The following is a 13,949-nucleotide window of genomic DNA, read 5'->3' as shown; positions in this document are numbered from 1 at the left end:
TTTACCCGGTCGCCTCCACAGCCTCGAAGTGAACGGGCGACGACGGCACGTGGCGGAGTGCCGCCGTCGCCCTCTTCAAGGGCTGGGAAGCGGCATCGCCTGCGCCTGGCGGCCAGGAGTTCCTTCGGTCCCCAGGACCGCAGGGAGCACTGCGGCCGGTGAGGCCGCAACGAGGATGGCTCCGACGTCTTCTCCCGGGCAGCCGTAACCCCAGCTCGCGAAGACTGCGGGCATGCCATGGACGGTGGCCCCTGCAACGTCGTAGCTGCGGTCACCCACCATGAGCGGGCCGCCGACGTCCACATTCGCATCCTCCAGCCTGCCCAGCACTTCGGCAATGACGTCCGCTTTGCTCCATCTCCCGTCCTGGTCCGATGCGCCGCAGATGGAGGTGAAGTAGTGGTCCATCCCAAAGCGGCGTGCCATCCGGACCGCCTGGTCTTCGGCCTTGGATGTCGCGACCGCCAGGGGTATGCCGGCAAAGTGGAGCTGTTCCAGCATTTCCCGTATGCCGGCGTACGGAACAGACTGCTGCGCGCCGTAGTCCGCATACGCCTGCCGGTAGTGCTTAAGGGCCCGTTGGGCGAGGACCTCATCGTGCCCCAAAAACTTCCTGAAGGATTCGAGCATGGGTGGCCCCACCAACCTGAGCAGGTCTGCACCCGGTGGAACCGGCGCCCCCACGGCAGCCAGTGCAAAGGCTGCGCTGGCTGTTACGCCCGGTGCTGAATCGAGGAGCGTTCCGTCCATGTCGAACAGCACGCAGCTGAAGGCTGCCGTGCGGCTTTGGAGCGGCTGGTGCCGAAGTATCATCTCTGTGTGCTTTCATTCGGGAGCCGGGCCGGCTCGTGTCTGCTGTTGGGAATTCATACGGTGAAGGGTGGACATGGACCGGGCTAGTCTTGATCGGATCGATCAGAGCATCCTGGCGGAGCTGACGCGCAATGCCCGGGTCAGTCATGCGGAGCTGGCAGCGAAGGTGATGCTCTCCCGCAACGCCGTCCGGCAACGTATCGACCGGATGGAACGGCAGGGATATATCCAGGGCTACACCGTGGTGGCCGGCGCTCCGGGTCAAGGCACAGTTTCGGCCTTCCTGATGGTCTACCGGAAGGACAGGGTTCGCGGGGCGGACGTTATCGCCGTGCTGCAATCGATCCCGGAGGTGGTTCTGTGCGATGTGGTCAGTGGCGACTTCGATCTCCTGGTGCGGGTGGAAGCGCGTTCGCTTGAACGGATCCAGGAGATCTGGGAACAAATTGCGGCCACACCCGGTGTGACGGACACGGTAACGGCGATGACCCTTTCCAACTATGTCCGGCGGAGCGCGGGAGTCCTGCCGACCTAGCCAGGATCTCCCGGCACCCCGGCCGCACCGCGGGGACCTGACCCTTTATTGGCGCTTGATGCAGACAACCTTTGGCTGGGTCATTTCCTCGTAGGCGAAACGCACGCCTTCGCGGCCCATGCTGCCGTACTTGGATCCACCGAAAGGCATTCCATCGAAGCGGTAGTCCGATGAGTCGTTGACCATGACTCCGCCTGCCTCGATGCGGGACGCAGCCTCCAGCGCCGTGTCCAGCGAACGCGTGAAGATCCCGGCATGGAGGCTGAAGTCCACGGCGTTGGCCATCTCCACCGCTTCGTCAAAGGTTGAGAACGGCTGAAGCATGACCACCGGTCCAAAGACCTCCTCCATCCAGAACCTGCCGGAGGGACTGACCTTCTCCAGGACCGTGGGCTGGAGGACGTTGCCAACCCTGGTGTTTCCCGCCAGGACAGCAGCCCCGGCGGCGACCGCCGCGTCTATCTTTGCCGTGAGCTGGTCCACGGCGGCGGCAGTGATCATCGGGCCCATGTCGGTGGCTTCGTCATCCGGGTTGCCGGACACAAGCTGCGCCGTCTCGTGCAGGAAGAGCCGGCGGAACTCCCGGTACAGGGGCTCGGCCACGAGGATGCGCTGCACTCCCACGCAGTTCTGCCCTGCCGCCCAAAAAGCTCCCGAGACGCAGGCCTTCACGGCGGCGTCAATGTCCGCGTCGTCCATGATGATCACGGGGGCATTTCCACCCAGATCCATGGAGAGCTTCTTCAGTCCTGCCGTCCTTGCGATGGCTTCCCCGGTGGAAAACCCGCCCGTGAAGGACACCAGCCGGATCTCGCGGTTCGCCACGATCGCCTCGGCAACGTCCCTGCCCCCGTGGACCACCGTAAGCACCCCCGGCGGCAGGCCGGCTTCGGTGAGGACCTCCGCCAGCAATTCCGCACACAGGGGTGTCAGGGCGGATGGCTTGAGGATGACGGCGTTTCCTCCTGCGATGGCGGGGCCCACTTTGTGCGCCACCAGGTTCAGCGGATCGTTGTAGGGCGTGATTGCCGCGATGATCCCCAGCGGTTCGCGGGAGTACCATCCCATGCGGTCTTCCGAGCCCTCATAGGAGTCGAAGGGAATTGTCTCGCCGGCGTTGCGGCGCGCCTCTGCCGCGGACAGACGCAGGGTGTTGACTGCCCGCAGCACCTCCTTGCGTGCCTGGCGGATCGTTTTTCCGCTCTCCGCCGTGATGGTGCCGGCAAATTGCATGCGCCGTTCCTCAATCTTCGAGGCGGCACTGTCCAGGATCTTTCCCCGGGCATGGCGGGACAACGCCCGTGCCTGCTGCGCCCCGGCCCGGGCCGCAGCAACAATGGCGTCCACGGATTCCGGTTGCGCCAGGGCGACTGCCCCGACCACCCGGCCATCATAGGGGCTCAGCACGTCGCGGAAGACGGCCAGTTCAGGGTCAACGGGTGCAAGCATCGATTCACGCATCTGCAGCCACCCGGTTCCGGGTACCGTGCATGGCAATAATGTCCGACAGGAGGGCATACGCCGTCTCCACCCGTCCGGCCCCGGGCCCCGAAACGGTAACCGGCCCGAGGAGATCGGTATTGAACGAGACGGCGTTATTCGCACCGGACACTCCCGCGAGGCCGTGGTCCAGGGGGAGCGCCGCGGGGGCCACGGAGGCGCTGATGGTTCCGTCCGGGTTCCGCCGTGCTGAGCCCACCAGTTTCCATCGGCGGCCCTCGCTCTTTGCCCTGCTGAGGTCCCCGGGGGTCAGGGCCGAGATGCCTTGGCGCTGAACGTCCGCAAGCGTTAGGCCCGCGCCGAGGAGTTCGTTTGCAAGGATCAGGACTTTGAGCTGGACGTCGTAGCCGTCGATGTCTGCTGTGGGGTCCGCCTCGGCATATCCCCGCCGCTGGGCTTCCCGGATTGACTCCTCAAAACCGAGGCCTTCTTCCATCCGGCCCAGGACGTAGTTGCTGGTGCCGTTGAGGATGCCCTCGAACCCGTTGAGGGCCAGTCCGGGGAACAATTGCCTGGCGAGTCGGATGACGGGGGTTCCACTCATCACGGCGCCCTCGAATTCAAAGTGCAGCCCGTTCCGCTGTGCAAGTCCGGTGAGCTCCGCACCATGCAGGGCAACGGGGCCCTTGTTGGTGGTGCAGACGCTCTTCCCCGCTTCGAGTGCCCACCGCACATGCGAAGCGGCCGGTTCCCCGGTTGCCGGGTTGGTGAAGGTCGCCTCGCAAATGATCTCGGCGGAGCACGTCCTGATGACGCGCTCGTTGTCCGGGTCCGCGGATCCTCCGTGCGCTGCGAAGGTCTCGTCAGCGGGGTTTATCCGCAAGGCCATGTCCATGTCGATTCCCCCGTTCCGGACCAGGGAACCGAGCCGAAGGTCCGTTATGGCGACCACCCGCAGGCCGAAGCCCAGCTCGCGGCTGAGCTCATCGCCCCGGGTTGCGATCAGCTCGGCGAGGGTGCGGTTGACGCCGCCGAACCCGATCAGCGCAATGTCGTAGGTGGTCATGGTGCTCCTTTGATGTGGTGGTTTGGTGCTCCCATCGTGGCCCCGGCCGCTGTCCGTAGGGACATGTCCAAACGCACTATCGGGCGGCCATATCGACCATTGGAGGACCACATCGACATACGGCGTAACGGCCATATGCGTGCAACATTCGCATTTTCATATGATTTTGATGACTAAAACTTCACTTTCGTGTTACTTTCGTCACTGTCGACGCGCTAACAGCTCCTCTTGGACGGGCAATCGAACCGCGGCCGTCCTTCCCACCATCCCCCCACTGGAGGCATCTCTTGGAATCTTCGACCCCCCTTACCCTCAAGCCGGAGCCCGGTGCACCACCGGCCACAGAGTCGGGCCTGCGCCGCTCCATGGGACCCCGGCACCTTGTCATGATCGCCATGGGCGGCGTGATCGGTTCCGGCCTGTTCCTCAGCTCGGGATACACCATTTCCCAGGCGGGTCCCCTGGGCGCCGTCCTTGCCTACCTCGTGGGTGCCTTCGTGGTCTATCTGGTGATGGCCTGCCTGGGTGAGCTCGCCATTGCGTACCCCGTGTCCGGGGCATTCCATATCTATGCTGCGCGGTCCATCGGTCCCGCCACCGGATTCGCCACAGCCTGGCTTTACTGGCTGTGCTGGGCCGTCGCCATCGGATCCGAGTTCACGGCCTCCGGACTGCTGATGCAGCGGTGGTTCCCCGGCGTTGATGTGTGGGTCTGGTGCCTCGTGTTCGCCGCTACGCTGTTCGGCCTCAACGCGGTCTCGTCCAAGTTCTTCGGTGAGTCGGAATTCTGGTTCGCCATCGTCAAGGTAGGCGCCATCATTGCGCTCATCGTCCTGGGCGGGGCAGCCCTTCTGGGCTTCCACCCGCTGAGCGAATCCGGCGCCCATCCTTTCCTGTTCGAGAATTTCAACACCGATGGCGGCCTGTTTCCCAATGGGTTCACCGGCGTCCTCGTGACCGCGCTCGCTGTCTTTTACGCCTTCTCCGGCTCCGAACTCATTGGTGTAGCCGCGGGCGAGACGAAGGACCCCGCCACGAGCATCCCCAAGGCGATGCGGAGTACGGTAATCCGCCTCCTGGTGTTCTTCGTAGGTGCCATCGCTGTCATTGCCGCAACCATTCCTTACACGGAAGTTGGGCTCGACGAGAGCCCCTTCGTGACTGTGTTCACGGCTACCGGTGTTCCTTTCGCCGCCGACCTGATGAACTTCGTCATCATCACTGCGCTGCTGTCTGCCGGGAACAGCGGCTTGTTCTCATGCGCCAGGATGCTCTACTCCCTCGCCGACGAAGGCCAGGCGCCCCAGGCACTCAAGAAGTTGACGGGGCGCGGCATTCCCATGATCGCGCTCTCGGTGAGCATGCTCGGCGGCCTGGCCTCGCTCATCAGCAGCGTGGTCGCCCCGGAGACCGTTTACCTGGCGCTCGTTTCGGTGGCCGGCTTCGCGGTGGTGGGAGTGTGGATGTCCATCACTGCCTCGCATTTCTTCCATCGGCGGTCTTTTGTCCGGAACGGCGGGGACGTTTCCGCTTTGCCGTACCGTGCCCCGCTCTTCCCGCTGGTTCCGGTCCTGGCGTTTTCCCTCTGCGTCGTTTCCCTCGTAGGCATAGCCTTTGACCCGGCCCAGGTCGCGGCCCTGTACTTTGGTGTGCCTTTCGTTGCGGCCTGCTACGGCTACTTCCACCTCAGGTACGGGCGGAAGTCCCGGGCCGGCCTGGCGAACTAGGGCAAGACGCCTTTCCGGGGCCTGGTGCAGACGGCGGAACCGCCTGCGCCGGGCCCCTGGCCTTTGGGCGGGTCCCGGTGTTGCTTTTGGGCCGTCAAAAGCTTTGCCCGTGTGAGGATAGGCTGGTTGACGGTCGGAAGGAGCAGTAAGCGTGGATAACTCCCCGGAGGCGTCATCGCTGGCGCAGGGGCTGCGGATCATGCGTTTGGTGGTTGACCGGGAAAAGGCCGGCAAGCAGCTCTTAGGCGTCTCGCAGCTGGCTGCCGAGCTCGATATGGACCAAAGCCGCGTCTCCCGCCTGACGCAGGAGCTTTGCGAGCTTGGCCTCCTGGAACGCCGCGAGCGGGGTCCGTTCCGGGTGGGAAGCGGCTTCTTCAGCCTGGCCGCCACGCTTAACACCGGCTGGATAAGGGACGCAGGAGCGGAACTCGAAACCCTGGTGGCCTCAACGGGGCTGCGTGCCCGGCTATCCGTACGTGACGGTTACCGGGTCATCCTCCTGCTGGCGTCCAGCAACGATTCGCAGGCCGGCAGCTTCGTCCAGCCCGGCATGGTCACCCCCGTCTGGTGTACGGGATCAGGGCGGGCCTTGATGTGGGACCTTAGGCGGCGCGGTTTTGAGGCTTTGCTCTCCGACGTAAATTTCGTCGGGGTCGGGGGCCCTGGCGCTCCGCATTCCAGCGCGGAGGCCTGGGACTTGATGGCCAGGGACAAGCCCCGGGGCTATGTTGTTGCTGCTGAGGAGTTTGAGCACGGCATTACTGAAGTGGCCGTACCCATCCGCGATCCGGAGGGCGGCATCCTGGCTTCGCTCAGTGTGCTGGGCAGCCGGGCCGATGTCGATGTTCGGACCGAGGAAGTGGCGGATATTCTCGCCGGGGCCGCAGCCAGGCTCGGATCAGGTCGTCTCGCGGTGGAGCAATAACGGCCGTCCGCAGCTCCTATGGACGGTTGTGCTGCGAATGCCCTCCGAGCATGGCCTCGAGCCATTCACCTTCTTCGCGGAGCGCTTTCGCGTGTTCGGCCTGCCTGGGCTCGATGCGGCTCTTCACGCCAACCACCTGCAGCGCGGCCACTACTTCACCCCTGAAGTCCCTGATGGGCACGGCCAGCGAGTAAAGCCCCGGTTCCGCTTCCTCGTCGACGATTGAATAACCGCGTAAGCGTGCCTCCTTGAGGCGCGCCAGGAATTCCTCAACGTTGGCCGGCGTGTTAGGGCCGTGCTGCTGGAATGGCACGGACGCGAAAGTTTTGCGAACCTCGCCATCGGAGGTTTCCCAAAAGAGCGCCTGCCCGGCGTCACTGCAGTAGGCAGGGTAGGGCCGGCCCAGCCAGGAGCCAACCATTCTGCTGCTGGCGGGGATGCTTTCACCCACCGTAACGGTGCTGTTGCCGCTGAGAACGCCCAGAAAGCACCCCTCGTCGGTCCGGCCCGAAAGGTGCTCCAAGGCGGCTGCCCCGTCGGAATGCAGTCGACGGCGGGTCAGCAGGTGCGCGTCCGTCAAGACGCTCCAGTCCAGGGCAAAGGTGCGCTGGGGCGTCCGCTGCAGGAACCCCTCCTGCTCCGCTGTCCGCAAGCTCCTGGAGACCTGGCTGCGGTCTTTGCCGAGGTCCGCAGCGATCTCGGCCACGGTGCCGCCGGGGAGGCCGCGGGCGTGGCGCTCCCCGGCAGCCAGGACTGCCATGATTCCCCGCCCCATGCTTGTTGTCCTCAACATGGTCCGAGTCTAGATGACCGTTAGCGGCGATCAGGAGATGGCGAAGACGCGAGCGGGAAAGCCACTTCCTTCACTTGGCTTTGCCCAGCTGGCCACTACCACGGCACCGGACTCCGGAAGTCCGTTCAGGTCCGCCAGCAGCTCTATCTGCCAGCGGTCCTGGGCGAGGACGTATGTTTCCAGGCTGAAGTCTCCCCGGGACGTTGCCAACCCGGGATCCGTGTCCGTTTGCTCGTGCCCTACAGCCGAGATCGAACGTTCCTCGACAAGGAAGGAGAGCACTTCCCGGGACCAGCCGGGAGTGTGGCTTACGCCGTCGGCGCCTCTGTTGGCCATGGCCTCCCCATCCGGCCACCGCCGGCTCCACCCGGTCCTCAGCGCGACGAAAGATCCTGCGGGAATCGTTCCGTTCCGCTCCTCCCAGTCCCGCACGTCCTGCATGGCAGGGGTGGCATCAGGATCTTTCTCGACGCGCCGGGTGATGTCCAGTACCACAAGGGGAAGGATCATGTCCTGGACCGGAATCCGGTCCAGGGTGCGGCCGCCGCGGATGAAGTGCGACGGCGGGTCCACATGCGTTCCCCACTGCCCGACGATCGAATACCGGTGGGCCGTGAATCCGTCGCCTTTTTCAAGATCGAAAAGTGCCTCCCGGCTTTCGTCCGGAAAGGCGGAGAAACGGGGCTGGCCCGGGTGGAAGGCGTGGGTGAGATCCGTGAATGTCCTGCCTGCCAGCGCGGACTGAAGCGCGGGCCAGGCGGCGGTGGTGGTAAGGGTCATGATGCTGCCGCCGTTGAAGGAGTCTTACGGTGCAGGCCACCGGCAACACTTAGTGGACCGGTCACCTCGATGACGGGCAGTTCCCACGGGTGGATGGCCACCAGTTCCTGCATGGCCCGCTCCAGGACGGCGTCGTCCAGGGAAGCATCAAAGTAGGTGGTGAACACGAACGTGGGCGACAGGGTCTGCTCGCCCACCCGGCCGAGGGTGGGCGTTGCCCCTTCGCCGCAGGAGAATCCCTCGAACCCGATTCCAGATTCGAAGACGTGCTTGTAGTTCCCGAAATCACCAAGGTCCGGGAACTGTTCAACGGCTTGCAGGAGGCCCGCAAGCCCAGGATCCTGCTGGACCGCGCCAGCATCTCCGGCGGCTATACGGCCGAAGGTTTCTGCGCTGATCGGCCAATGGACGCGTAGCTTGCGGACGCTGTTCAGGTGCACACTCACGAATTTTCCTCCTGTGGTGATCGTCAATGCTGTCATGGTGACACACAGTGATATTCATTACAAGCATGGAAACTTGTCTATAATGAGTAAAACTGCCAATAACTGACCGGAGTTGCGATGCCCCACCGCCTTTCCCTGTCCACCTCGCTTGGAGACAATGCCGGCTTGGTCTCCGACGGCGCCCTTGCCACCGAACTCGAGGCGCGCGGCTGCGATCTGAACGATCCGCTGTGGTCCGCCAAGGTCCTCCTGGAGCAGCCCGAACTGATCAGGGACGTGCACCGGGACTACTTCGCCGCCGGTGCGAACATCGCCACCACCGCCAGCTACCAGGCAACGCCCCAAGGCTTTGCTGCCCGTGGGATCGGTGAGCAGGAGGCCCTGGACCTTATTGGCTTGTCGGTCCGGTTGGCGGATGAGGCGCGGCGGGAGCACCTGGCGGACCATCCGGACGCGGGTCCGCTGCTGGTCGCGGGATCCGTGGGACCGTACGGCGCCTACCTCGCCGACGGTTCCGAATACCGGGGCGATTACGTCCTCAGCCCGGCGGAGTTCCGGGCTTTCCACCGACCCCGCATCGTTGCGCTGGTGCAGGCCGGCGTCGACGTCCTGGCCTGTGAAACGCTGCCCTCCTTCACCGAGGCGGAGGCCTTGCTGGCACTCACAGCGGAAGCCGGCGTCGACTCCTGGTTCTCCTTTACCCTGCGCGATGACGCCCACATCAGCGACGGCACACCCCTGGCGGACGTGGCCAGGCTCCTCGATGCGCACCCGCACGTTGCCGCGATCGGAGTCAACTGCGTTCCCCTGCACCTGGTGACTCCGGCGCTCTCAGTTCTGCGGCAGCACACGGACAAGCCCCTGCTGGCCTACCCGAACTCCGGCGAGACCTACCATCCGGACACCAAGACCTGGGGTGCGGCCGGGACGGGCAGAACGGCGGATGCGGCACCCTTGGACCTCGCCGGCGGAGCCCCCGCCTGGCGGAAGAGGGGCGCCCGCATCATCGGCGGCTGCTGCCGGACCACCCCCCGCGACATCGCCGCCGTCGCAGCCGCCTTCTAAGGCGCTGACCGCCCACCTTCGGGAACACGGCATCCTTTCCAGGTGTTAAACCCTGTGGAGGGACCAGTCATGGACAGCAGAACTTACACAGCACTCGTTGTACCGGCAAACAACGCCGAGCCCATCCGCATGGAGCAGGTGGCCGCGGACCTGCCGGCCTTGGAAGCCTTGGTGGACGGGCCGCTTGAATCCGTGATCCGCGGCGACTGGCACGTCTACCTGAACGCCGAAAGCGTTGCCCTGCTGTTGCCCGTGAACTTCCGTGCCGGCCAGCTCATGCACGAATGTGGCCTTGACCTGGACGGGATCCGCGGCACCGCCGTCTTCCTCGGCCGCGGCGAACACGGGGCCGAGGCGGACATCCCGGACCACCTGCCCCGGCTCGCTGAGGAGCTTTTCGGGGCGCCGCTGGCGGCGTGACCTACTCGGCCCGCACTCCATAAGTGCTGAGCACGTTGCCTTTGCTGGTCCGGGACTGCTCCTGCAGCACCAGGCGGGTCAACGGGTCGCCGTCCTCGAACAGGCGGCGGCCGGTGCCTGCGATGACCGGGTGGGTCATCAGTTGAAGCGAGTCCAGCAGCCCGGCAAACAGCAGCTGCCGCACCACGGAGATGCTGCCGCACACCGCGATTTCGCCGCCGTCGCGCTCCTTCAGGCCAGCCACGAATTCCTCGAGCGGTGTATCCATCAGCTGCGAGTTCTCCCACTCCAGCGGCCCCGTCAGTGTCCGCGACGCCACGTACTTCTCCACGGGGTTGATGAACGCGGCAAAGTCCTGGTCGGCGGAGGCGGTGGGCCAGTAGCCCGCCCACTCCTGGTAGCTGACACGGCCCAGCAGCACGGTGTCCACGGTGTTCATCATCCTGGTCAGCCCCTGGCCGAGTTCCTCATCGAAGCTGTCGAACTGGAACTTGAACGGTTCTGACACCACCCCGTCGACTGAGTGGAACAGGCCGGCAGTGACTTTGCGCATGGGTCCTCCATTGTTCGAGCGGTCAGCCTTACGCTATGTGCCGACGGGCGTTGGGCGGAAGGGCCCGGCACGGCATTTTCGGACCAGGAATCCGTACGACGCCGGGCGCCCGGGTTAGTTTGGTCACTCGCCGTGGCGTCTTGCAGGGTTTCGCGCAGGCCGGGCCCCATACTTGTCTTGAACGGCCTTCGCCGTCCCCCGGCCAGGCAGGAGGAAGTGCATGGAAACCCTGAAAAAAATCGTGACCAACCAGTATTTTCCTGCCGGATCCGTGCTGACGGCCGTCCTGCTCTTCTGGGTGGTGGGCTTGCTCGGAGGCCTGTCGCTGCTGAACAACAACCAGCCGCCGCTGACGACGCTGACCTGGCTGCTGTTCGTCTACTCGGCGGCGGTCCTCAGCCCCGTCGCGGGACTGGTGGCCGGCGTCGACCTGGTCCGCCGCTGGCGCCGCAACCGTGCCGCCGCTCCGGAAACCCGTTCCGAACCCGATGCTGAAGTCTTCGGCGACCCGACGGCGTCGGACTCCGCCGCTGCAGCCGCACCCGCACCTGCCGGCCCCGCCGAAGCAGGGCCCGCCAAATCCTCTCCCGCAACACAAACGTCGCGGCCGCCCCTGCCCGCGAAAAAGCCGCGGCAGTCGGGCCGGGAAGCAGCCTAAGCCTTCCTGCTCTAGCGACCCTTCAGCGCGTTGAGCGCCTCTTCGGCGTGATGCAGGGCGGGTATAAGCCTGTCGCCCGGCTCGGGCAGCGAGAACAGGTAGCCCTGCAACGAATCGCACTCCAGGGCTGTCAGATAGTCTGCTTGCGCCGCCGTCTCGATCCCTTCCGCGGTGACGGTCAGGCCCAGGCTGTGGGCCATGTTGATCATGGAGCTGAGGATCGGTAGCCGCTCGTTGCCGGTTCGCACCATGGACACGAAGGTCTTATCGATCTTGACCGTGTCCACGGGCAGCTCCTGCAGCCGGCCAAGCGAGGAGTAGCCGGTGCCGAAGTCGTCCAGCGCCACCCGGGCGCCGGCGTTCCGCAACGTCCCAAGCTGATCGATCAGGCCGCGGTCCGCGTCAAAAAAGACGCTCTCGGTCACTTCCAGGACCAGTTGATAGGGCGCCACGCCGCTGGCTTCCGCGAGCTTGAGGACCGTCTCGGCGAAGTCCGCCTCCTGCAACTGCACGCCGGAGACATTCACGGCCAGGGACCTCGATGGATCTTCGCTGAGCCAGCGTGCCAGCTGCACCATGCCGCTGGCCATCACCTCGGCCCCGATCTCGTTGATCAGGCCGGTGCGCTCGGCGAGCGGAATGAAGATCGACGGCGGCACCCGCTCGCCGCCGCGGTCCCATCGGGCCAGTGCCTCCAGCTGGACCACCTGCCCCATGCGGTGCGAGACGATCGGCTGGAAATCCACCGTGATCTCGCCGCGTGGAACGGCCAGTTGCAAGCCACTTTCCATGTGCGTCCGCTGCACCAATGCCTGCATCATGTCCGGGTGGAAGCGCAGGAAGCGGTTCTTGCCGGCAGCCTTGGCCGCGTACATGGCGATGTCTGCGTGCCTGAGCAGTTCGGAGGGACCCACGCTGTCCTGCCCCAGGGAGGCAAGCCCCAGGCTCAGGCTTGGGCGCAGAGCCGTGCCGCCGATGGTCACGGGAACATGCAGGCACCGCACGATGCAGGCCGCGATCTCCTCGGGGTCGGGGCAGGCTGTCAGGAGCACCACGAATTCGTCGCCGCCCAGGCGTGCCACCACGTCCGCCGTGGGGGTGCAGCCGCGGAGCCGGCGCGCCACTTCCACCAGCATGTCATCGCCGGCCTGGTGGCCAAGGATGTCATTGACCTCCTTGAAGTCGTCCAGGTCAAGGAGCAGGACGTCAACCGTCTTCAGCCGTGGTTCCGCAAGGGAGTTGGTGAGGGCCTCGTTGAATACCGCCCGGTTCGCGAGCCCTGTCAGCGGGTCCTGGAAGGCCATGGCACGCAACTTTTCGGCCTGTTGGGCGAGATCTTTCAATGCTTGATGGGCCTGCTCCTGTGCCTTCCGCCGGGGCGTTGCATCCCGGAAGCTCCACACCCGGCCCACGATTTCCGCACCCACCCGCTGGGGGCGGGAGTATCGCTCAAAGGTGCGCCCGTCGAGCAGCTCAACAACGTCGTGGCTTTCGGCGTACGGGTCCTCCTGGAGTTCGCCCAACCGGGCGGTGAGGGCCGCCGGATCGGATACTTGCCCCATGACCAGCCGCATTGCAGGCTCGTCGCTGTCCGCTTCCATGAATTCGGGCGGGATGCCCCACATGGTGAGGAACTGCTCATTGAATCCGGCCACCCTTCCATCAATGCCCATCACCAGGATTCCGTCCGCAGTGGATTCCAGGGTGGCCGTGAGCAGGGACATGGCCTCGCGCAGGCCTTCGTTGGCGGCCTGCCGGTGTGCTGTGCCGCGCGCAGAGAGCAGAATGTGTGCTCCGGCAGGGCCGGTTTGCCCGAGGGGGATATCAGGAGGATCTGCCAGCGGTCCGGCGGGGAGGAGTGCCACGGCAACCTCCACGGGGAACTCGGTTCCATCGCCGTGCAGACCGGTGATCTCATGCGGCGGCAGAGGCTGCTGCGGTTGGGCCAGGAGCTGGCGGAAGAGGTGCGCCACCTCATCGCGGAATCCTTCGGCGATCAGGGGACGGTGGTCCAGGCCGGCAAACGCCTCCTGCGGCAATCCGAACAGCCGTGCGGCAGCGGCGTTGGCGCACAGGACAATGCCGTCCGTATTCAGGGCCAGCAGGGCATCCGGGCTGGCGTTCATGACCACGCCAAAAATTTGTAATGCCACATCATTGCCACGGCCCGAAAAACCGGTCATAACACCACCCCTTCGCCATCATAAAGGGCAGATCCGCAAATTGGGCGGCCACCCGGTAAGCAGTTGGATCGGCTCTCTGTTTGCCCGTGCATTCATCGCGTTTTTTGGCCGTGCATTCATCGCGGACGTAAAAAGCGCCGTTCTCCTTGGGGGGAGTCCGGCGCTTCTTGCTGAAGGGGTGTGCGGTGCGGCTACACCCTGCGGCCGCTGCGGTTGGCGATTGCCCCGTAGACCAGCAGCACGATGATCGAGCCGAGGATTGCCAGCAGCCATGTCCTGATATCGAAGAATTCGGCAAGCCCGCCGCCAAAGATCAGTGATCCGATCCAGCCGCCCAATATGGCCCCCACAACTCCGAGGACCAGGGTCACCACCCAGCCGCCGCCTTGGCGGCCCGGAAGGATGGCCTTGGCAATGGCGCCGGCGATCAGGCCCAAAATGAGAAATCCGAGAATGCCCATGTTGTCACTCCTTGTCAGTAAGTTGTGCCGGGCCCCCATTTCCGGTTCCCTTATTCAATCAGCAGGCTTATTAGTCTGCAAGGC

At 64.9% G+C, this 13,949-nt stretch carries 15 protein-coding genes; 6 read left to right on the top strand and 9 right to left on the bottom strand.

Annotation, left to right across the window (positions count from 1 at the left end; all coding sequences use genetic code 11):
• Positions 1–75 precede the first annotated feature (75 nt).
• Positions 76–813, bottom strand: coding sequence for an HAD hydrolase-like protein (locus QF050_RS18495; protein WP_308931730.1), 738 nt, complete (start codon positions 811–813; stop codon positions 76–78).
• Positions 814–886: 73 nt separating this feature from the next.
• On the opposite strand from QF050_RS18495, the gene QF050_RS18490 reads away from it, so the two are divergent.
• Positions 887–1,348, top strand: a complete 462-nt coding sequence (locus QF050_RS18490; RefSeq protein WP_308931729.1) for an Lrp/AsnC family transcriptional regulator — start codon at positions 887–889, stop codon at positions 1,346–1,348.
• 45 nt (positions 1,349–1,393) lie between these two features.
• Here the strand turns inward: QF050_RS18490 and QF050_RS18485 are convergent, their stop codons facing one another.
• Positions 1,394–2,809 carry an aldehyde dehydrogenase family protein gene (locus tag QF050_RS18485; protein WP_308931728.1) on the bottom strand — a complete coding sequence of 472 codons (1,416 nt, stop codon included), beginning with the start codon at positions 2,807–2,809 and terminating at the stop codon, positions 1,394–1,396.
• The gene (locus QF050_RS18480; protein ID WP_308931727.1) at positions 2,802–3,854 is read right to left on the bottom strand and encodes a homoserine dehydrogenase; all 1,053 of its coding nucleotides are present in this window, start codon (positions 3,852–3,854) and stop codon (positions 2,802–2,804) included. Before QF050_RS18480 ends, QF050_RS18485 begins: the two co-directional genes overlap by 8 nt.
• 287 nt (positions 3,855–4,141) lie before the next feature.
• Here QF050_RS18480 and QF050_RS18475 point away from each other — a divergent pair, with 287 nt between their 5' ends.
• Together QF050_RS18475 and QF050_RS18470 are read left to right on the top strand one after the other, a co-directional pair.
• On the top strand, positions 4,142–5,581 hold the full coding sequence (locus QF050_RS18475; RefSeq protein ID WP_308931726.1) for an amino acid permease: 1,440 nt from the start codon (positions 4,142–4,144) through the stop codon (positions 5,579–5,581).
• Between the two features lie 151 nt (positions 5,582–5,732).
• Entirely contained in the window at positions 5,733–6,506 is a 774-nt protein-coding gene (locus tag QF050_RS18470; RefSeq protein ID WP_308931725.1) for an IclR family transcriptional regulator C-terminal domain-containing protein, read from the top strand.
• Positions 6,507–6,522: 16 nt separating this feature from the next.
• Here the strand turns inward: QF050_RS18470 and QF050_RS18465 are convergent, their stop codons facing one another.
• The 3 genes from QF050_RS18465 to QF050_RS18455 are packed head-to-tail and all read right to left on the bottom strand — an operon-like array spanning position 6,523 to position 8,525.
• Positions 6,523–7,299, bottom strand: a complete 777-nt coding sequence (locus QF050_RS18465) for an IclR family transcriptional regulator (protein WP_308931724.1) — start codon at positions 7,297–7,299, stop codon at positions 6,523–6,525.
• A gap of 30 nt (positions 7,300–7,329) precedes the next feature.
• Positions 7,330–8,079 carry a cyclase family protein gene (locus QF050_RS18460; RefSeq protein ID WP_308931723.1) on the bottom strand — a complete coding sequence of 250 codons (750 nt, stop codon included), beginning with the start codon at positions 8,077–8,079 and terminating at the stop codon, positions 7,330–7,332.
• Positions 8,076–8,525 (bottom strand): hypothetical protein, encoded by a 450-nt coding sequence (locus tag QF050_RS18455; protein ID WP_308931722.1) that lies wholly within the window; start codon positions 8,523–8,525, stop codon positions 8,076–8,078. The genes QF050_RS18460 and QF050_RS18455 overlap by 4 nt, the downstream gene beginning before the upstream one ends.
• Before the next feature lie 117 nt (positions 8,526–8,642).
• Here QF050_RS18455 and mmuM point away from each other — a divergent pair, with 117 nt between their 5' ends.
• Complete coding sequence (gene mmuM / locus QF050_RS18450; protein WP_308931721.1) at positions 8,643–9,590, top strand: homocysteine S-methyltransferase; 948 nt, start codon at positions 8,643–8,645, stop codon at positions 9,588–9,590.
• A gap of 69 nt (positions 9,591–9,659) precedes the next feature.
• Entirely contained in the window at positions 9,660–10,010 is a 351-nt protein-coding gene (locus QF050_RS18445) for a hypothetical protein (protein ID WP_308931720.1), read from the top strand.
• A gap of 1 nt (position 10,011) precedes the next feature.
• Here QF050_RS18445 and QF050_RS18440 read toward each other — a convergent pair whose 3' ends face one another.
• Positions 10,012–10,563 (bottom strand): dihydrofolate reductase family protein, encoded by a 552-nt coding sequence (locus QF050_RS18440; RefSeq protein WP_308931719.1) that lies wholly within the window; start codon positions 10,561–10,563, stop codon positions 10,012–10,014.
• A 220-nt stretch (positions 10,564–10,783) separates the two neighbouring features.
• Here QF050_RS18440 and QF050_RS18435 point away from each other — a divergent pair, with 220 nt between their 5' ends.
• On the top strand, positions 10,784–11,221 hold the full coding sequence (locus QF050_RS18435) for a hypothetical protein (protein ID WP_308931718.1): 438 nt from the start codon (positions 10,784–10,786) through the stop codon (positions 11,219–11,221).
• An 11-nt stretch (positions 11,222–11,232) separates the two neighbouring features.
• Here QF050_RS18435 and QF050_RS18430 read toward each other — a convergent pair whose 3' ends face one another.
• On the bottom strand, positions 11,233–13,404 hold the full coding sequence (locus QF050_RS18430) for a putative bifunctional diguanylate cyclase/phosphodiesterase (protein ID WP_374121548.1): 2,172 nt from the start codon (positions 13,402–13,404) through the stop codon (positions 11,233–11,235).
• A 191-nt stretch (positions 13,405–13,595) separates the two neighbouring features.
• The gene (locus QF050_RS18425; protein ID WP_308931717.1) at positions 13,596–13,865 is read right to left on the bottom strand and encodes a GlsB/YeaQ/YmgE family stress response membrane protein; all 270 of its coding nucleotides are present in this window, start codon (positions 13,863–13,865) and stop codon (positions 13,596–13,598) included.
• Positions 13,866–13,949 lie beyond the last annotated feature (84 nt).

The sequence above is a fragment of the Arthrobacter sp. SLBN-112 genome (assembly GCF_030944625.1).
Taxonomy (GTDB): Bacteria; Actinomycetota; Actinomycetes; order Actinomycetales; family Micrococcaceae; genus Arthrobacter.
This window is presented reverse-complemented; position numbering and strand designations above follow the sequence as displayed.

Bases quoted from the DNA above. Each gene is read 5' to 3' on its own strand.
- QF050_RS18495 (WP_308931730.1), bottom strand. From the start codon at position 813: ATGATACTTCGGCACCAGCCGCTCCAAAGCCGCACGGCAGCCTTCAGC.
- QF050_RS18490 (WP_308931729.1), top strand. From the start codon at position 887: ATGGACCGGGCTAGTCTTGATCGGATCGATCAGAGCATCCTGGCGGAG.
- QF050_RS18485 (WP_308931728.1), bottom strand. From the start codon at position 2,809: ATGCGTGAATCGATGCTTGCACCCGTTGACCCTGAACTGGCCGTCTTC.
- QF050_RS18480 (WP_308931727.1), bottom strand. From the start codon at position 3,854: ATGACCACCTACGACATTGCGCTGATCGGGTTCGGCGGCGTCAACCGC.
- QF050_RS18465 (WP_308931724.1), bottom strand. From the start codon at position 7,299: ATGTTGAGGACAACAAGCATGGGGCGGGGAATCATGGCAGTCCTGGCT.
- QF050_RS18460 (WP_308931723.1), bottom strand. From the start codon at position 8,079: ATGACCCTTACCACCACCGCCGCCTGGCCCGCGCTTCAGTCCGCGCTG.
- mmuM (WP_308931721.1), top strand. From the start codon at position 8,643: ATGCCCCACCGCCTTTCCCTGTCCACCTCGCTTGGAGACAATGCCGGC.
- QF050_RS18445 (WP_308931720.1), top strand. From the start codon at position 9,660: ATGGACAGCAGAACTTACACAGCACTCGTTGTACCGGCAAACAACGCC.
- QF050_RS18440 (WP_308931719.1), bottom strand. From the start codon at position 10,563: ATGCGCAAAGTCACTGCCGGCCTGTTCCACTCAGTCGACGGGGTGGTG.
- QF050_RS18435 (WP_308931718.1), top strand. From the start codon at position 10,784: ATGGAAACCCTGAAAAAAATCGTGACCAACCAGTATTTTCCTGCCGGA.
- QF050_RS18430 (WP_374121548.1), bottom strand. From the start codon at position 13,404: ATGACCGGTTTTTCGGGCCGTGGCAATGATGTGGCATTACAAATTTTT.
- QF050_RS18425 (WP_308931717.1), bottom strand. From the start codon at position 13,865: ATGGGCATTCTCGGATTTCTCATTTTGGGCCTGATCGCCGGCGCCATT.